Genomic DNA, 16,961 nt, shown 5'->3' with positions numbered 1-16,961 from the left:
GGCCTCAGATCACGATCAGGTCGGCTTGCAAGGCGCCGGCCTGTTTCAAGGCTTCAAGGATCGCCATCAAGTCGCCTGGCGCTGCGCCCACCTGGTTCACCGCACGGACAATCTCATCCAGGGTGGTGCCGGGGCCGAACTTGAACATCGGCTTGGCTTCTTGCTGAGCATTCACCCGCGAACGCGGCACCACAGCGGTCTGGCCATTGGAAAGCGGCCCCGGCTGGCTGACGATCGGGTCTTCGGTAATAGTCACGGTCAGGCTGCCGTGGGTCACGGCCGCCGGCGATACCTTGACGTTCTGGCCGATCACGATGGTACCGGTACGCGAGTTGATGATGACTTTGGCGACGGCCTGGCCTGGGTCTACCTCAAGGTTTTCCAGGATCGACAGGTAGTCGACGCGCTGGCTTGGGTCGAGCGGCGCAGTGACGCGAATCGAGCCACCGTCGATGGCTTGCGCCACGCCAGGGCCGAGCATGTCGTTGATTTTGTCGACCACGCGCTTGGCGGTGGTGAAGTCCGAACGGTTGAGGTTCAAGGTCAGGCTGTTGCCCTGGTTGAAACCGCTCGGCACGGTGCGCTCTACCGAGGCACCGCCTGGAATTCGCCCGGCCGATGGCACGTTAACGGTGATCTTCGAACCGTCGCGACCTTCAGCGTCAAAACCGCCCACCACCAGGTTGCCCTGGGCGATGGCGTAGACGTTACCGTCGATACCTTTAAGAGGCGTCATCAGCAAAGTGCCACCGCGCAGGCTTTTCGAGTTGCCCATGGACGACACGGTGATATCCACCACCTGCCCCGGCTTGGCGAACGGCGGCAAATCGGCGCTGATCGACACTGCGGCCACGTTCTTCAACTGTACGTTGCCCGAGCCCGGCGGTACCTTGATGCCGAACTGCGAAAGCATGTTGTTGAAGGTCTGCAGGGTAAACGGGGTCTGCGTGGTCTGGTCACCCGTACCGTTGAGCCCCACCACCAGGCCGTAGCCGATCAACTGGTTGGAGCGCACGCCGGAGATGCTGGCGATGTCTTTCAGGCGTTCTGCCTGGGCGACTGCGCTCAGGCTCAGCAGGAGTGCCGCCGCCATCAGTTGTTTGAGTTTCAAAGTGGCCACCTAGAAAGGGAACAGCGGGCTAAGGAAGAACCGGTCGAACCAGCCCGGCTGACTAGCATCTGCAAACGAACCCGTACCCGAGTAGGTAATGCGTGCGTCGGCAATCCGCGTTGAAGGCACGGTGTTGTCGGTGGAAATATCATCGGCACGCACCATGCCTGCGATGCGCACCAGCTCGTCGCCGGTATTGAGCGTCATCCACTTCTCACCGCGTACGGCGATGATGCCGTTGGGCAACACATCGGCGACGGTCACGGTGATCGAACCGGTCAGGCTGTTGCCCTGCCCCGCCGCGCTCTTGCCGTTGGTGGCACGGTCGCCGCTGTAGCCGGCGTCCAGGCTCAAATCGCCGCTGCCCAACGGGTTATTGGTGTTAAGGCCGCCACCGAACAACGAGGTCAGGCCAATGCTGGTCTTGCTGGTCTTGCCGATCTGCGAGTTGGCGTTCTTGCTGGCCTGGGTCTTCTCGTTCAGGGTGATGGTGATGATGTCACCGACCCGGAACGCCTTGCGGTCGCTGTACAGGTTCTGTTCGAAACCGGCCTGATAGATCGAGCCATTGTTGGCAGCCGCCGGCAACGGCGTGCGTGGCAACACCGGCGCGTAGTACGGGTCATTGGGTTTCGGCGCGGGGGCGACACAGCCCGCAAGCACGGCGATCCCACTCAATGCCAAAACAGAAACGTAGCGATTCATGACCCTTACCTCACGGTGTTGCAGGCGCCAGAAAGGGCGCCCCATAGACTTGATTACAGATTCTGCGTTACGAACGAAAGCATCTGGTCGGCGGTGGAAATCACCTTGGAGTTCATCTCGTAGGCGCGCTGGGTGGTGATCATGTTGACCATCTCCTCAACCGTGCTCACGTTGGAGGTTTCCAGGGTGCTTTGCAGCGTGGTACCAAAACCGTTCAAGCCAGGGGTGCCGATTTGCGGCGCGCCGCTGGAGGCGGTTTCCAGGAACAGGTTATTACCCACGGCCTGCAGGCCGGCCGGGTTGATGAAGTCGGCGGTTTGCAGGTTGCCGATCACTTGCGACGCGGGGTTGCCGGCGACGGTGATGGACACGGTGCCGTCGTTGCCGACGGTAAAGGTCTGGGCGTTGTTCGGCACGACGATGGCCGGTTCCAGAGCGAAACCGTTGGCCGTTACAACCTGGCCGTTGGCGTCCAGGTGGAAGGTACCGTCACGGGTGTAGGTGGTGGTGCCGTCCGGTTGCAAAATCTGGAAGAAGCCTTTGCCGTTGATGGCCATGTCCAGCGGCTGACCGGTTTGCTGCAGGTTACCGGCGGTGAAGTTTTTCTGGGTGCCGACGATCTGCACACCGGTACCCAGTTGCAGGCCCGACGGCAATTCGCTGTCCTGGGTCGACTGGGCGCCTGGCTGGCGCTTGATCTGATAGAGCAAGTCCTGGAACTCGGCGCGATCACGTTTGAAACCCGTGGTCGACACGTTCGCCAGGTTGTTGGAAATGGTGGTCAGGTTGGTGTCCTGGGCGGACAAACCTGTTTTGGCAACCCATAGAGCCGGAAGCATGCCTTTCTCCTTCGTGCGCCTGTTTGTTGGCGCTGCGCTGCAAAATTAGTGGTCGTTCAGTGACGCGGCTATCAGCTCATCGCCATGACGCGGGTCATGGCCTGGTCGTCTTCCTTCGCGCTGTTCATCATCTTGATGTGCAGCTCGAACTGCTTGGAAAGCGCCAGTACCGCGGTCATTTCTTCAACCGCGTTGACGTTGCTCGCCTGCAGGAAACCCGAGGTCAGCGTGACTTTCGCGTCAGCCTGGGCTGGCTTGCCATCCTTGGTGTGGATGGTGCCGTCCAAGCCTTTGGTCATGTTCTTGAGGTCGGGGTGGACCATCTTGATGCGGTCCACTTCAGCCATCACGCGCGGGCCTTCGCCCATGGCGCGGATGCTGATGGTGCCGTCGGCACCCACTTCGACTTTCTGCTCGGGCGGCACGGCAATCGGGCCACCGTTGCCCATCACCGGCATGCCGTTGCCGGTACGCAATACGCCGAGTGCATCGATGTTCATGCTGGCGCTGCGCACGTAGGATTCGCCGCCATCGGGGGTTTGCACCGCGATCCAGCCGTCGCCGCTGACGGCCACGTCGAGGTCACGACCGGTTTCGATCATGGCGCCCGGAGAGAAGTCGGTGCCTGGGCGTTCGCTCAGGGCAAATGCCCGCGCCGGAAAGCTGTCGCCAAACACCGGCATCGAACGCGCCTGCTCGAGGTCACGCTGAAAACCGTTGGTGGAGATGTTCGCCAGATTGTTGGCGTGGGCCTTCTGAGCCAGTGCGTTCTGGCTGGCGCCGGTCATTGCCACGTAAAGGTATTTGTCCACGCTGTATCCTCTTTCTGACGAACGCTTGCCGTCCACCGCTGTACTGACAAGGCATAAGCAATTTGCGAACCAACTTTTGAAAAGAGGTTGAAGTGCAGGTGGGCCGGGGGTTTGCGGGCGGCTTGGCGTTTTGCCCGGAGGGCGAGAGTCGAAAAAACGGCGGACTACTGCCGCCTGCGGCAACGAAGCAGAACAAATGTGGGAGCTGGCTTGCCTGCGATGGCGGTGTATCAGTGACCCAGGAGCCAACTGAACGACCGCTTTCGCAGGCAAGCCACCACCGTATTACCCGCGCTCAGCCTTGAGAATCCCGTAGTCGCGCAACTTATTGGCGATGGTGGTGTGGGACACGCCCAGCCGCTTGCCCAACTGCCGGCTGCTGGAGTGCTCGGCATACAAGGCCTCCAGCACCGCCTTTTCAAACCGCCCGACGATATCTTCCAGCCCACCCTCCAGCGAAAAGTCCCCAAGCGGCTGACGCACGCCATAATCCGGCAAGCGAATATGCTCGGCCTTGACCGTCCCGCCTTCACACAGCGACACCGCCTGAAACAGCACATTTTCCAGCTGCCGCACATTCCCCGGCCAGTGGTAATGACTCAGCCGCTCCATCGCTGCTGGCGCCAACTTGGGCAGCGGGCAGCCAATTTGCCGACTGGCCTGATCCAGAAAATGCTCCACCAACGGCGCCAACCCATCCAGGCAATCGCGCAAAGGTGGAATGTGCAGCGACAGCACGTTCAAGCGGTGATAAAGGTCCTGACGAAACTCACCACGGGCGCACAGCTCAGACAAATCCACCTGCGTTGCACAAATCACCCGCACATCCAGATACACCTCTTCATCACTGCCTACACGGCGAAAGCAACCGTCCTGCAAAAAGCGCAGCAACTTCACCTGCAACCGCGCACTCATTTCCCCCACACCGTCGAGAAACAACGTACCGCCCGACGTGAGTTCCAGCAGCCCCAACTTGCCCTCGGCGCGCGCACCTTCAAACGCGCCGGGGCCGTAGCCGAACAGTTCGGTCTCGGCCATCGACTCAGGCAACCCGGCGCAGTTGAGCGCCATCAACGGCGATTGCCCGCGCGGGCTGGCCAGGTGGCAGGCGCGCGCCAACAGCTCTTTGCCGGTGCCGGTTTCGCCTTCTATTAATAGAGGTGCATCCAGCGGCGCCATGCGCCGGGCTTCACGCACCACCGCAGCCATGACTTTGGAGCTTTGGAAGATGCTGTCAAAGCCGCGCAGCTCTTGTTTGCGTACGTGGTAGATGCGCTCACCGACGCGGTCGGCGCGGTGCAGGGTGAGCACGGCGCCGGCCATGGCTTCGCTGTCATCGTGTTCGGAAGATTGCAGCGGCGCGATGTCCGCCAGAAACACGTCACCCTTGACCTTGACCCGCAGGCCGTTGATGCGTGATTTGCTCGCGCGCACCAGTTCCGGCAGGTCAAAATCTTCGGCATAGCGCGACAACGGGATGCCCGGCACTTCGTCCACGCGCACCCCGAGCAACTGCGCCGCCGCGCGGTTGGCGGCGACAATCGAGCCGCCCATGTCGATGGACAACACCGGAAACTCCAGCGCGCCGAGCAGCGCGTTGAGCTCCATATGCCGACGCTCGCTGGGCATAAGCCCTACCCGCTTGACGCCAAATACCCCGCCAATGGCTTCGAACTGCGGGCGCAATGCCTGGAACTGCATGTTCACCAGGTTCGGGCAAAACAGGTAAATGGCGTTGCCATGCTCGCCGCCGACCTCGCCCTTGGCGACGTTGACGCCGTATTCCACCAGCAGGTTGAGGATGTCCCGCAGGATGCCGATGCGGTTCTGGCAATGCACTTTGATACGCATGAAAAGGCCCGAAAGGTGGTAAGGCGCCGCGACTTTTTGTCGCCTGGCGCAGATAGTCGTCAAGATTATGTGACAGCGCGTGACCTTTTCCCAGCCCAAGGCACCGACCAACGACAAATTCGTAACGAAATCTTTACGAAAAACAGTGATTTTTCCTACAGCGTCAGTTCACCGATGGATGGAATCCGGTACCGTCCGCGCTATCAATAGGCACATCCCAGGACATAACAAAAACGAATGCCTAGCAGGAGAGCCGTATGAAGCAGACCCACTACGTGGCCCGCGAGCCCGATGCGAGTGGTTTTATCCACTACCCGCCGGAAGAACACGCGGTGTGGAACACCTTGATCACACGTCAGTTGAAAGTGATCGAGGGCCGTGCCTGCCAGGAATACCTGGACGGCATCGACAAGCTCGGCCTGCCCATGGACCGCATCCCGCAACTGGGCGAAATCAATAAAGTGCTGGCCGAAACCACTGGCTGGCAAGTTGCCCGCGTGCCGGCGCTGATCCCCTTCCAGACGTTTTTCGAATTGCTCGCCAACAAACAGTTTCCGGTGGCGACGTTTATTCGTACCCGTGAAGAACTGGACTACCTGCAAGAGCCGGATATTTTCCACGAGATCTTCGGCCACTGCCCGCTGCTGACCAACCCCTGGTTTGCCGAGTTCACCCACACCTACGGCAAGCTCGGCCTCGCCGCCACTAAAGAGCAAAGGGTGTACCTGGCTCGCTTGTACTGGATGACCATTGAGTTCGGCCTGGTGGACACGCCCCAGGGTCGGCGCATCTACGGTGGCGGCATTCTGTCGTCGCCCAAGGAGACGGTGTACTGCCTGTCGTCCGAGCCCGAGCATCAGGCCTTCGACCCGCTGGAAGCGATGCGCACGCCGTATCGCATCGACATCCTGCAACCGCTGTATTTCGTCCTGCCCGAGCTCAAGCGCCTGTTCGAAGTGGCGCAGGAAGACATCATGGGCATGGTCGAGCGCGGCATGCAGCTTGGCCTGCACGCACCCAAGTTTCCACCGAAGCCAAAAGCTGCGTGAACCTTACATCTTGAGACCAGGTGAGTCTGTCCCCTGGCCCCGCGTTGCTTTAGGGTGACGCTACTGACCTTCACACATTCGAATTCAGGACACCTTCCATGACCACCTTGAACCAAGCCCACTGCGAAGCCTGCCGCGCCGACGCCCCACAAGTCAGCGATGAAGAGTTGCCGGTACTGATCAAGCAGATTCCCGACTGGAACATCGAAGTGCGCGATGGCGTGATGCAGCTGGAAAAGGTGTTTCTGTTCAAGAACTTCAAGTTCGCCCTGGCCTTCACCAACGCCATGGGTGACATTTCCGAAGCCGAAGGCCATCACCCTGGCCTGCTCACCGAGTGGGGCAAAGTCACCGTGACCTGGTGGAGCCACTCCATCAAGGGCCTGCACCGCAACGACTTCATCATGGCCGCGCGCACCGACGAAGTCGCCAAGAGCGCCGAGGGCCGCAAGTAATGCATTTTGATGCGATTGGCCGCGTGCCCGGCGACCCGATCCTCGGGCTGATGGATCTGTACGCCGCAGACGCCAACCCGAACAAGTTCGACCTCGGCGTGGGCGTCTATAAAGACGACAGAGGCCTGACGCCGATTCCACATGCGGTAAAACTCGCCGAGCAGCGCCTGGTCGACACTCAAACCACCAAGACCTACATCGGTGGCCACGGCAACGCCGCGTTCGGCACACTGATCAGCGAACTGGTGCTCGGCGCCGACTCTGCGCTGATCCGCGAACGCCGTGCCGGCGCGACCCAGACGCCAGGCGGCACCGGCGCGCTGCGTTTAAGTGCCGACTTCATCGCCCACAACCTGCCTGGCCGTGGCGTGTGGCTGAGCAACCCAACCTGGCCGATCCACGAAACCATCTTTGCCAAGGCCGGGCTCAAGGTCAGCCACTACCCGTACGTGGGCGCTGACAATCGCCTGGATGTGGCGGCGATGCTGGCGAGCCTGTCCACCGTACCGAAAGGTGACGTGGTGTTGTTGCACGCCTGCTGCCACAACCCGACCGGCTTCGACCTGTCCCAGGATGACTGGCGCCAGGTGTTGCAGATCGTACGCGAGCGCCAGTTGCTGCCGTTGATCGACTTCGCCTACCAGGGCTTTGGCGACGGCCTGGAGCAGGATGCCTGGGCTGTGCGGCTGTTTGCCGCCGAGTTGCCGGAAGTGTTGATCACCAGTTCCTGCTCGAAGAACTTCGGCCTGTACAGCGACCGCGTCGGTGCATTGATTGTGTGTGCGGCGGATGCCGAGAAGCTCACTGATGTGCGCAGCCAGCTTGCTAACACCGCGCGTAACCTGTGGTCGACGCCGCCGGATCATGGCGCGGCAGTGGTCGCGACCATCCTCGGCGATACCGAGCTGAAAAACCTGTGGAGTGGCGAAGTGGAAGCCATGCGCTCGCGGATTGCACAGCTGCGCTCCGGGCTGGTAGAAGCGCTGGCGCCACACGGGCTGGCCGAGCAGTTTGCGCATATCGGGGCGCAGCGCGGGATGTTTTCCTATACCGGTTTGAGTGCCGAACAAGTGAAGCAACTGCGCGAGAAACACAGCGTGTATATGGTCAGCTCTGGACGAGCGAATGTGGCCGGTATTGATGCCACACGGCTGACGCTACTAGCCCAAGCCATCGCCGACGTTTCCCATATTTAACTGAATAAACACAAAACCAATGTGGGAGCGGGCTTGCTCGCGAATACGCAGTGTCAGTCGACGGGTTCATCGGCTGATTCACCGCCTTCGCGAGCAAGCCCGCTCCCACAGTTGGACCAGGTACGGCCTTAGCCTGTCACCAGCTCGGCTTTGAGCTGCGCTTGCCGCGCCTGCGCATCCGCCAACCGGTAAAGCTCAATACTTCCATCCCAGTGTTCGATCAACGCCGTGCACGACTCAACCCAATCCCCGCAATTGAGGTAGTCCACCTCGCCCACCTTGCGAATCTCCGCATGGTGAATATGCCCGCACACCACACCCTGCAAGCCCCGCTTGGTCACTTCGTGGGCGATTGCCTCTTCGAAATCGCTGATAAAGCTCACCGCCGTCTTCACCTTGTGCTTGAGGTAAGCCGACAACGACCAGTAGCCATAGCCATACCGCGCGCGCCAATGATTGAGCCAGCGGTTCAGCGTGAGGGTAAATTCGTAGGCCGAGTCACCAAGGAATGCCAGCCAGCGATGGTAACGGGTGATCACATCAAACTGATCGCCGTGGATCACCAGCAAACGCCGGCCATCGGCGGTCACATGCACCGCCTCGTCCACCAACTGGATGTTGCCCAGAATCAGCTTGGAATAGCGGCGCAGAAACTCGTCATGGTTGCCAGTGACGTAGATCACCTCGGTGCCGCGCTTGGCCATGGTCAGCAGGCGGCGGATCACGTTGGTGTGCGCCTGGGGCCAGTACATGCCACCGCGCATTTTCCAGCCGTCGATAATGTCGCCCACCAGGTAAACCTTGTCGGCATGGTAGCCCTTTAGAAACTGCGACAAGTGTTCGGCCTGGCAATCCCGGGTACCCAGGTGCACATCGGAAATCCACAGGGTACGAACCCGTTGCTTGCGGCTGGGCTTAGTGAACTCGGCACTGGTCATGGGCATCCCTCGACGGTGTTTTCGCGAGCTTGCGCCCTCGCGGTTAATAGCCCATGACAGCCGTGCGTCAGTCTGATGACAGCGCGTAACTGCTGAGAAGCGCTGTAGACTGGCGGCTCGCCTCCCAGGAGACCGCGATGAGCCCGACCCTCACGCTACGCCACTACATCGAAGCGCCTCTGGCCCACAGCCAGGACCATGCGCAGCTGGTGTTCGGCCTGTCCGGGCACCTGGACCTGGAAGTCGATGGCCGTGGCAGCCAGGTGAACGATCCGCTGATCGTCCAGCAAGGCGCCGTGGCGCACTGCGACGTGCTGTGTAGGAAGAGTCCTGCGCTAAAAATCGCGAGCCGGACGACAGACGCACGCCCCCACTACCCTCTAGACTGCGATTCTTTGACCCCGCCTGTTCAAGGATCGCAATGACTCCCCGCACAGCCCTCGGCGCCCTGCATATCGGCGCACTGATGTTTGGCCTCACCGGCGTATTCGGCAAGCTGGCCGCGGCATCGCCGGCCATCATCGTGTTTGGCCGCGCCGCCTTTGCCGTGGTGGCGCTCGCCGTGTTTGCGCGATTCGCCAGCAACACGCCCTGGAAAAAACTCGAGATACGCGACTGGCGCCGTTTGTTGATCAGCGGCGTATTGCTCGCAGCACATTGGGTAACATTTTTCATCGCGGTCAAAGTCGCCGGCGTCGCGGTCGCCACGCTTGGGTTTACCGCCTTCCCGGCCTTTACCGTGATCCTTGAAGGGTTGATCTTTCGCGAGCGCATTCGCGCCAACGAAGTGTTGTTGGTGGCGCTGGTTACCGTTGGTTTGGTGTTGGTGACGCCAGATTTCAACCTGGCCAGCGAAGCCACGGGCGGGCTGCTGTGGGGCATCGCGTCGGGGTTGTTGTTCTCGTTGCTGTCACTGAACAACCGCGCCAGCGCCGGGCGAATTCCGGCGGTACAGGCTGCGCTGTGCCAGAACGTGGTGGTCGCCGCCTGCCTGTTGCCCGTGGCGGCGCCGGGGCTGGCGGATGTGCGTGCGCTGGATTGGTTATGGATCGGGCTGCTCGGTGTGTTCTGCACCGGCCTGGCCCACAGCCTGTTCGTCGCCAGCCTCGCGGTGATCAAGGCACGCACGGCGTCGGTGGTGTTTGCGATGGAGCCGCTTTACGGCATTACCGTCGCCTGGCTGCTGTTCGCCGAAACGCCGACCCTGCGCATGCTGCTAGGCGGCGCACTGATCATCGTCGCCATCGTGCTGTCCGGCCTGATGGGCAGCGCCAGCCAGGCCAAGCAACCGGCGGCCACCGCCTGATTATCCGGCAGTACGGTCGTTGTGCCCCAAGTCGCGTTGCGGGTCGATCTGGTCACGCACACGCTGCTTGAGCACCTTGGCTTCCGGGAAGCCGCCGTCCGCCTTGCGCTCCCAGATTTGCACGCCATCGCAGGTGATGCGAAACGCTCCGCCAGTCGCCGGTTCCAGCGCAACGCGGGCGAGGTCGTCGCTGAACGTACTGAGCAATTCCTGAGCCAGCCACGCGGCGCGCAGCAGCCACTGGCACTGTGTGCAATAAGTGATGACGATCTCGGGTTTGCTCGGCGACATAATTTGAGAGGTTCCTGCGTAACGGGCTCGGTGGATCGAGCGGCTATAATACCGGCCTTTATTGCCCAGCCCCGAGATTCATGATGCGCCGCCTGCTGTCCTGCCTGTTCCTGTGCTTGCTCCCCCTTCTTGCCGACGCCGTTGAAACACCTCGCCCGAAAATCGGCTTGGTGCTGTCTGGAGGTGCCGCCCGTGGCCTGTCGCACATTGGTGTGCTCAAGGCGCTGGAAGAGCAAGGCATCCAGATCGATGCGATTGCCGGCACCAGCATGGGCGCGGTGATTGGCGGGCTGTATGCATCGGGCTACAAGATTGATGAGCTGGAAAAGCTCGCGCTGAGTATCGACTGGCAGCAGGCGCTGTCCGACGCGCCGCCTCGGGAAGATGTGCCGTTCAGGCGCAAACAGGATGACCGGGATTTCCTGGTCAAGCAGAAGCTCAGCTTTCGCGACGACGGCAGCCTTGGCCTGCCACTCGGCGTGATCCAGGGCCAGAACCTCGCCCTGCTGCTGGAAAGCATGTTTGCCCATAGCAGTAACACGCGCAATTTTGACAAGCTGCCGATCCCGTTCCGCGCCGTTGCCACCGACATCACCACCGGCGAAAAAGTGGTGTTCAACAAGGGCCATCTGCCCCAGGTGATTCGCGCCAGCATGTCGATCCCCGCCGTGTTTGCTCCGGTGGAGATAGATGGCCGCCTGCTGGTGGACGGCGGCATGACCGACAACATTCCGCTGGATGTGGCGCGGGAAATGGGCGTCGACATCGCCATCGTGGTCGACATCGGCACCCCGCTGCGTTCGCGCAAACAGCTCAACACCGTGGTGGATGTGCTCAACCAGTCGATCACCCTGATGACCCGGCGCAATTCAGAGGAGCAGCTCAAGGCCCTGAATCCAAAAGATGTACTGATCCAGCCTCCCTTGGCGGCCTACGGCGTGACGGATTTTGGTCGCGCCAAGGACATGATTGACGCCGGCTACCGCGCCACGCGCGCCCTCGATGTACGCCTGGCGCATTTGCGCCCCGCCCAACCGATCGACCCGGAACTGGTGGCGGCGCGCACCCCGGGCGAACGCACGCCGGTGATCACCGCGATCAACGTCGAGAACGATTCGAAAGTCAGCGACGACGTGATCCGCTATTACATCCGCCAAACCCTCGGCGAGCCGCTGAACCTGGGCCGCCTGCAAACCGACATGGGCACTTTGTACGGCCTGGATTATTTCGAGCAGGTGCAATACCGCGTGGTGAAAAAGGGCCAGGACAACACCCTGGTAATCAGCGCGCGCGGCAAACGCAGCGGCACCGATTACTTGCGCCTGGGCCTGAACCTGTCGGACGACATGCGTGGCGACAGCGCCTTTAACCTCGGCGCCAGTTACCGCATCAACGGCATCAACCGTCTCGGTGCCGAATGGCTGACGCGGGTGCAAATCGGTGACCGCCAAGAGCTGTACAGCGAGTTCTACCAGCCGATGGACACCGGTTCCCGCTACTTTGTCGCGCCCTACATCAGTGCCCAGGCGCAAAACGTTGAACTGATTCTGGACAACGATCCCATCTCCGAATACCGCCTGGAGCGCTACGGTTTCGGCCTGAACGTGGGGCGGCAGATTGGCAACAGCGGCGAGATCCGCTTCGGCGTCGGCGAAGCCTGGGGCAAGGCGGACGTGCGCATTGGCGACCGCGACCTGCCGAGCGTGAGCTTCAATGAAGGCTTCTACGAACTGAAGTACTCCTTCGACTCTTTCGATAACGTGTACTTCCCTCACACCGGCGAAGACATCGGCCTGGCTTACCGGGAATTCGAACCGGGCCTGGGCTCGGATCAGCGTTATCGCCAATGGGAATTCAAGCTGGACAAGGCCATGAGCCACGGCCCGGACACGCTGATTCTGGGCGGCCGCTACGGGCGCACCCTGGATAAATCCGATGTGGTGATTTCCAGCTTCCTGCTCGGTGGTGCGCGGCAGCTGTCAGGCTTCAGGGAAGATGCGATCTCGGGGCAAAACATCGCCCTGATGCGCGCGGTGTACTACCGCCGCCTGACGCCGCGCTCGTACTTGCCGCTGGACTTCCCGCTGTACCTCGGAGCCTCGCTGGAACGTGGCCGGGCGTGGAACAACGACAATCAGTTCGACAGCGGGTACATCAACGCGGCGAGTGTTTTCCTGGGGTTTGATACGCCATTGGGGCCACTGAATTTCAGCTACGGGTTCAATGATGCCAATGAACAGGCGGTGTATCTGAACCTGGGCCAGACGTTTTAGGGCAACGCAAATCAACTGTGGGAGCTGGCTTGCCAGCTCCCACATTTTGATCTGCTGCGTGCCTCCGATCAGGGCTTTTCCAGATTCGACAAAATGTGCTCATGCACGCGCATGCATACGCTTAAATCTGCTTCGTCCACGCCCACAAACAGCTCATGGCGCAGGGCCGTGGCGATGGTTTCGATCTGTTCGATCAGCGGGCGGGCCGTGTCACACAGCAGGATGCGCTTGGCACGGCGGTCTTCCAACACTGCCTGGCGCTGAACCAGGCCTTGGCCCTCAAGGCTGTCGAGCAGCCGCGCCAGGGTCGGCCCTTCCACGCCGACGCTCTGCGCCAGTTCGCGCTGAGTTGGTGCGTCTTCGAAACGAGCGAGGTGCAACAGCACCAGCCAACGCGCCTGGGACAAGCCCAGCCCCGCCAGGCGGCGGTCCAGCTCGGCGCGCCAACCTCGGGACATTTGCGCCAGCTGCATGCCAAATCGGTGTTGATCGGTTAACGGCATAAAAAACTCATGTTTTAGACTGAAATAAGATGTGGCTAATTATTAGCCAGCTAAGCATGAGCCATGCCAGTAGGCAATAGTTGCTATGGACTGATTCGTTACATTGTCGCAATTGATGCACTAAATCTCGAATTCAGACTGCAAAGCGGCACGTACGCAGTAAAGAACGCCCTCTGGAACACGCCCGGTAAACAGCGGGGCAATCTCCGAAACGGGTGGCAGTTCGCCTTCACCGTCGAGGAAGGCATCCTGGATTTCACCGAGCAAATCTTCCGGTAAATCAAGCGCCTGCTCGAGGGATAATTGCTGCTTGCCAATGGATTCAGCGAGCAGCGTGTAGACGTTTTTTTCCGAACATTGCAGTTGGCCGGCGATCTGGATCGGGGTCATGCCGGCACGCGCCAGGCTGATCAGCTCGTGGCGAATATCGGCCACTTCCTTCGGCGCTTCCTCCTGGCCGCCGAGCACTTCGAGGAAGGCCTGGCCGTAACGCTCCAGCTTGCGCGCACCCACGCCACTGACCCGGGCCATCTCGGCCATGCTGGTTGGCTGCTCGCGCAGCATCTCAAGCAAGGTGGAGTCGGGGAAAATAACGTAAGGCGGCACGCTGTGTTCCTGCGCCAGTTTGCGGCGCAGGGTGCGCAAGGCTTCCCACTGTTCGCGTTCTTCGCCGCGCACCAGTTGGCTGGCCTGGCTGGTGCTGCTGCTCTTGGCGGTGGTTTGCGGCTTGAGGTCACGGCGCAGCTCCAGGCTGACTTCGCCCTTGAGCAATGGCCGGCAACTGTCGTTCAAGCGCAGGCCGCCATACCCTTCGATGTCGATATCGACCAGATTGCGTGCAACCATTTGCCGGAACAACGAACGCCATTCGCCTTCGGCGCGGGCCTTGCCGACGCCGTAGACCGAGAGCTTTTCGTGGCCGAAGCTGCGTACTTTTTCGGTGTCCTTGCCCAGCAATACATCCACCAGATGGCCGACGCCATAGCGCTGACCGGTGCGGAAGATCGCCGACAACCCCTGGCGCGCCGGTTCGGTAGCGTCCCAGGTCTGCACACCATCGACGCAGTTGTCGCAGTGGCCACACGGCTCGGGCATGTCTTCATCGAAGTACGCCAGCAGAGTTTGTCGGCGGCAGCGGGTTTCTTCACACAACGAGAGCATGGCATCGAGCTTGTGCTGCTCCAGACGCTTGTGGCGCTCGTCGCCCTCGGAGTTCTGCAGCATCTGCTTGAGCATCACCACGTCCTGCAAACCGTAGACCATCCACGCATCCGCCGGCAGGCCATCACGGCCGGCGCGACCGGTTTCCTGGTAATACGCCTCGAGGGACTTGGGCAAATCCATATGCGCAACAAAGCGCACGTTGGATTTGTCGATGCCCATGCCGAACGCGATGGTCGCCACCATGATCAGGCCTTCCTCGTTGAGGAAGCGCTTCTGGTGGGCCGAGCGCGTTTCATTGGGCAAACCGGCGTGGTACGGCAGCGCCGGGTAGCCTTGCTCACACAGGAACGCGGCGACTTCATCGACCTTTTTGCGCGATAGGCAATACACGATGCCCGCGTCGCTGCGCCGTTCGGAGAGGAACGCCAGCAACTGCTTGCGCGGCTGTTCCTTGGGCACGATGCGGTAGAAAATATTCGGCCGGTCGAAGCTCGACAGAAAGCGCTCGGCATTCTGCAAGTGCAGGCGCTCGACGATTTCTTCGCGGGTACGTTTGTCAGCGGTGGCGGTCAGGGCAATGCGCGGCACATCGGGGAACAGCTCGGCCAATTGGCCCAGTTGCAGATATTCGCGACGGAAATCGTGACCCCACTGCGACACACAGTGAGCTTCGTCGATGGCGAACAGCGCAATTTCGAGGCTCTGCAAAAACGCCAGCATGCGCGGCTGCACCAGGCGCTCGGGCGCCAGGTAGAGCATCTTGATTTCACCGCGCTTGATCCGCGCAGCCAGGTCGCGCTGCTGCTCGGCACTGAGCGTAGAGTTCAACGCCGCAGCGGCAACCCCGAGTTCTTCGAGGGTGGCGACCTGATCGTCCATCAACGCGATCAGCGGCGACACCACCACCGCCAAGCCATTACGCAACAGCGCGGGCACTTGGAAGCACAACGATTTACCGCCGCCGGTAGGCATCAAGACCAGGGCGTCACCGCCATTGGCCACGCGCTCAATGATCGCACCCTGACGGCCACGAAAACTGTCGTAGCCGAAGATGTCCTTGAGAACGCGTTGAGCCTGCTCGAGCATGTAAAACTCCAAAATGGTGCCGAAATCCCTCTGTACAGGCTGGCCGAAAAAACACGCGGTCACGGGAAATAATCCGTAAGCGAAGTTTTCTCGAAGTGCCGCTCGGCCTGCAGGGGCATCGCAAAACGCGGCAGTATACCCGAGCATCAGCCCTCAAAGGGCGCCGCTGACGAATTGCAGCCCGTCTCTAAAAGGTGGCAAATCTGCATGGCGGCTGGCCTGGGCGCTCAAGAAAGCCTAGAATTCAGCATCGTTTATTCCCAAGGTAATCCTTCAATGTCCTTCGCTGAGCAACTAACCCGCCTGCAAGCCTTCCTCGACGCTGATGAGCTGCATGACGAGGCGCTGGACTACGTGGCCGCTCACGGCTATCTGACCGCCCTGTCGATCTGTTCCGACATCGTGCCGGACCGTGAGTGGATTGACGCCTTGTTCGCTGAAGAACCGCATTACGCCGATGATGCTCAACGCGAAGAAATCGAATCCACCCTGTTGGCCCTCAAGGCTCACATCGGTCGCCAACTGGCCGCCGATGAAGAATTCGAGCTGCCGTGCGAACTGGACCTGGGCGAAGAGCCGGACGATTCCGACCTGCGCGGCTGGTGCATCGGCTTCATGGAAGGTGTGTTCCTGCGCGAAGCTGCCTGGTTCGAAACCGCCGAAGAAGAAGTCAGCGAAATGCTGCTGCCGATCATGGTCGGCTCGGGCCTGTTCGACGACCAGCCGGAATTCTCCGACATCGCCGCCGACGCCAACCTGATGGACGACATGATCGTGCAGATCCCGGAAGCCCTCACCGCGCTGTACCTGCTGTGCAACGCGCCTGACGAAAAACCGGCGATCCTCAAGCCACGTCACCACTGAGTCGTTTGCCCGTGACACCCATGGGCAATCGTTCGCTGCTCCTGCGCTACGTGCTGCTGGCCATCGGCTGGCTAAGCGTGGCTTTGGGGGTGATCGGTATTTTCCTGCCGGTACTCCCGACCACACCTTTCCTGCTTCTCGCCGCCGCCTGCTTCGCTCGAAGCTCCCCGCGCTTTTACGACTGGCTGGTGCAACACCCGCGCCTTGGCCCGTGGATTCGTGATTACCTGGACGGCAATGGCATCCCGCTTAAAGGCAAGGTCTACGCCATCGGCTTGATGTGGCTGAGCATTGGTTTCTCCTGCTACCTGGTGCAAATGCCATGGGCACGCGGGTTCATGCTGACCAGTGCCGTGCTCGTGACGATCTATATCCTGCGCCAAAAGACCCTGCCGCCACGCTCTTGACCCCCTGTGACATAAAAACTCACGCGACCTTGGTCGACACTGACTAACCCCAGGCATCATGCGAGACTGTCCAACCGGGCGTGGAATGCCCGGGTGTTCTTATGCTCGGAG

General features: G+C 60.8%; 16 protein-coding genes and 1 pseudogene. 8 read left to right on the top strand and 9 right to left on the bottom strand.

All coding sequences use genetic code 11. The features are described 5' to 3' along the window. Positions 1–4: 4 nt before the first annotated feature. From Q7C20_RS10525 to Q7C20_RS10505, 5 genes are all read right to left on the bottom strand, one after another. Positions 5–1,093 carry a flagellar basal body P-ring protein FlgI gene (locus tag Q7C20_RS10525; protein WP_078738632.1) on the bottom strand — a complete coding sequence of 363 codons (1,089 nt, stop codon included), beginning with the start codon at positions 1,091–1,093 and terminating at the stop codon, positions 5–7. A 27-nt stretch (positions 1,094–1,120) separates the two neighbouring features. After that, on the bottom strand, positions 1,121–1,816 hold the full coding sequence (flgH, locus tag Q7C20_RS10520; protein WP_375067160.1) for a flagellar basal body L-ring protein FlgH: 696 nt from the start codon (positions 1,814–1,816) through the stop codon (positions 1,121–1,123). 53 nt (positions 1,817–1,869) lie between these two features. After that, positions 1,870–2,655: a flagellar basal-body rod protein FlgG gene (gene flgG, locus Q7C20_RS10515; RefSeq protein WP_348055603.1), complete on the bottom strand. Its 786-nt coding sequence runs from the start codon at positions 2,653–2,655 to the stop codon at positions 1,870–1,872. Between the two features lie 71 nt (positions 2,656–2,726). After that, a complete protein-coding gene (locus Q7C20_RS10510; protein WP_348055605.1) occupies positions 2,727–3,467 on the bottom strand; it encodes a flagellar basal body rod protein FlgF in 741 nt (246 codons plus the stop codon). Positions 3,468–3,752: 285 nt separating this feature from the next. Next, on the bottom strand, positions 3,753–5,318 hold the full coding sequence (locus Q7C20_RS10505; protein WP_375067157.1) for a sigma-54-dependent transcriptional regulator: 1,566 nt from the start codon (positions 5,316–5,318) through the stop codon (positions 3,753–3,755). A gap of 257 nt (positions 5,319–5,575) precedes the next feature. Between Q7C20_RS10505 and phhA the strand changes: the two genes are divergently transcribed. From phhA to Q7C20_RS10490, 3 genes are all read left to right on the top strand, one after another. After that, positions 5,576–6,367 carry a phenylalanine 4-monooxygenase gene (gene phhA / locus Q7C20_RS10500; RefSeq protein ID WP_348055609.1) on the top strand — a complete coding sequence of 264 codons (792 nt, stop codon included), beginning with the start codon at positions 5,576–5,578 and terminating at the stop codon, positions 6,365–6,367. 98 nt (positions 6,368–6,465) lie between these two features. Next, entirely contained in the window at positions 6,466–6,822 is a 357-nt protein-coding gene (locus Q7C20_RS10495) for a 4a-hydroxytetrahydrobiopterin dehydratase (protein ID WP_375067155.1), read from the top strand. After that, entirely contained in the window at positions 6,822–8,018 is a 1,197-nt protein-coding gene (locus Q7C20_RS10490) for an amino acid aminotransferase (RefSeq protein ID WP_375067153.1), read from the top strand. The genes Q7C20_RS10495 and Q7C20_RS10490 overlap by 1 nt, the downstream gene beginning before the upstream one ends. Positions 8,019–8,146: 128 nt before the next feature. On the opposite strand, the gene Q7C20_RS10485 is transcribed toward Q7C20_RS10490, so the two are convergent. Next, complete coding sequence (locus tag Q7C20_RS10485; RefSeq protein WP_375067151.1) at positions 8,147–8,956, bottom strand: UDP-2,3-diacylglucosamine diphosphatase; 810 nt, start codon at positions 8,954–8,956, stop codon at positions 8,147–8,149. A gap of 137 nt (positions 8,957–9,093) precedes the next feature. On the opposite strand from Q7C20_RS10485, the pseudogene Q7C20_RS10480 reads away from it, so the two are divergent. Both Q7C20_RS10480 and Q7C20_RS10475 read left to right on the top strand, forming a co-directional pair. Further along, a pseudogene (locus Q7C20_RS10480) lies at positions 9,094–9,240 on the top strand (AraC family transcriptional regulator); the annotation flags it as partial. 137 nt (positions 9,241–9,377) lie between these two features. After that, a complete protein-coding gene (locus tag Q7C20_RS10475; protein ID WP_375067149.1) occupies positions 9,378–10,262 on the top strand; it encodes a DMT family transporter in 885 nt (294 codons plus the stop codon). Here the strand turns inward: Q7C20_RS10475 and Q7C20_RS10470 are convergent, their stop codons facing one another. Further along, positions 10,263–10,553, bottom strand: coding sequence for a SelT/SelW/SelH family protein (locus tag Q7C20_RS10470; protein WP_375067147.1), 291 nt, complete (start codon positions 10,551–10,553; stop codon positions 10,263–10,265). Between the two features lie 83 nt (positions 10,554–10,636). Here Q7C20_RS10470 and Q7C20_RS10465 point away from each other — a divergent pair, with 83 nt between their 5' ends. Then, complete coding sequence (locus Q7C20_RS10465) at positions 10,637–12,826, top strand: patatin-like phospholipase family protein (protein ID WP_375067186.1); 2,190 nt, start codon at positions 10,637–10,639, stop codon at positions 12,824–12,826. Between the two features lie 68 nt (positions 12,827–12,894). Here the strand turns inward: Q7C20_RS10465 and Q7C20_RS10460 are convergent, their stop codons facing one another. Together Q7C20_RS10460 and recQ are read right to left on the bottom strand one after the other, a co-directional pair. Next, positions 12,895–13,329 carry a MarR family transcriptional regulator gene (locus Q7C20_RS10460; protein WP_348055621.1) on the bottom strand — a complete coding sequence of 145 codons (435 nt, stop codon included), beginning with the start codon at positions 13,327–13,329 and terminating at the stop codon, positions 12,895–12,897. 120 nt (positions 13,330–13,449) lie between these two features. After that, the gene (recQ, locus tag Q7C20_RS10455; RefSeq protein WP_348055623.1) at positions 13,450–15,579 is read right to left on the bottom strand and encodes a DNA helicase RecQ; all 2,130 of its coding nucleotides are present in this window, start codon (positions 15,577–15,579) and stop codon (positions 13,450–13,452) included. A 276-nt stretch (positions 15,580–15,855) separates the two neighbouring features. Between recQ and Q7C20_RS10450 the strand changes: the two genes are divergently transcribed. Both Q7C20_RS10450 and Q7C20_RS10445 read left to right on the top strand, forming a co-directional pair. After that, positions 15,856–16,443 carry a YecA family protein gene (locus Q7C20_RS10450; protein ID WP_348055625.1) on the top strand — a complete coding sequence of 196 codons (588 nt, stop codon included), beginning with the start codon at positions 15,856–15,858 and terminating at the stop codon, positions 16,441–16,443. A gap of 20 nt (positions 16,444–16,463) precedes the next feature. After that, on the top strand, positions 16,464–16,850 hold the full coding sequence (locus tag Q7C20_RS10445; protein WP_348055627.1) for a YbaN family protein: 387 nt from the start codon (positions 16,464–16,466) through the stop codon (positions 16,848–16,850). The last annotated feature ends 111 nt before the right edge of the window (positions 16,851–16,961 follow it).

The sequence above is a fragment of the Pseudomonas sp. AMR01 genome (assembly GCF_041946035.1).
Lineage (GTDB): Bacteria > Pseudomonadota > Gammaproteobacteria > Pseudomonadales > Pseudomonadaceae > Aquipseudomonas > Aquipseudomonas antarctica_B.
The sequence above is the reverse complement of the archived record's forward strand: the minus strand, read 5'-3'. Positions and strand labels throughout refer to the sequence as shown.

Bases quoted from the DNA above. Each gene is read 5' to 3' on its own strand.
- Q7C20_RS10445 (WP_348055627.1), top strand. From the start codon at position 16,464: ATGGGCAATCGTTCGCTGCTCCTGCGCTACGTGCTGCTGGCCATCGGC.
- Q7C20_RS10525 (WP_078738632.1), bottom strand. From the start codon at position 1,093: ATGGCGGCGGCACTCCTGCTGAGCCTGAGCGCAGTCGCCCAGGCAGAA.
- Q7C20_RS10485 (WP_375067151.1), bottom strand. From the start codon at position 8,956: ATGACCAGTGCCGAGTTCACTAAGCCCAGCCGCAAGCAACGGGTTCGT.
- Q7C20_RS10490 (WP_375067153.1), top strand. From the start codon at position 6,822: ATGCATTTTGATGCGATTGGCCGCGTGCCCGGCGACCCGATCCTCGGG.
- Q7C20_RS10465 (WP_375067186.1), top strand. From the start codon at position 10,637: ATGCGCCGCCTGCTGTCCTGCCTGTTCCTGTGCTTGCTCCCCCTTCTT.
- flgG (WP_348055603.1), bottom strand. From the start codon at position 2,655: ATGCTTCCGGCTCTATGGGTTGCCAAAACAGGTTTGTCCGCCCAGGAC.
- Q7C20_RS10505 (WP_375067157.1), bottom strand. From the start codon at position 5,318: ATGCGTATCAAAGTGCATTGCCAGAACCGCATCGGCATCCTGCGGGAC.
- Q7C20_RS10470 (WP_375067147.1), bottom strand. From the start codon at position 10,553: ATGTCGCCGAGCAAACCCGAGATCGTCATCACTTATTGCACACAGTGC.
- recQ (WP_348055623.1), bottom strand. From the start codon at position 15,579: ATGCTCGAGCAGGCTCAACGCGTTCTCAAGGACATCTTCGGCTACGAC.
- Q7C20_RS10460 (WP_348055621.1), bottom strand. From the start codon at position 13,329: ATGCCGTTAACCGATCAACACCGATTTGGCATGCAGCTGGCGCAAATG.
- Q7C20_RS10495 (WP_375067155.1), top strand. From the start codon at position 6,466: ATGACCACCTTGAACCAAGCCCACTGCGAAGCCTGCCGCGCCGACGCC.
- Q7C20_RS10475 (WP_375067149.1), top strand. From the start codon at position 9,378: ATGACTCCCCGCACAGCCCTCGGCGCCCTGCATATCGGCGCACTGATG.
- Q7C20_RS10450 (WP_348055625.1), top strand. From the start codon at position 15,856: ATGTCCTTCGCTGAGCAACTAACCCGCCTGCAAGCCTTCCTCGACGCT.
- phhA (WP_348055609.1), top strand. From the start codon at position 5,576: ATGAAGCAGACCCACTACGTGGCCCGCGAGCCCGATGCGAGTGGTTTT.
- flgH (WP_375067160.1), bottom strand. From the start codon at position 1,816: ATGAATCGCTACGTTTCTGTTTTGGCATTGAGTGGGATCGCCGTGCTT.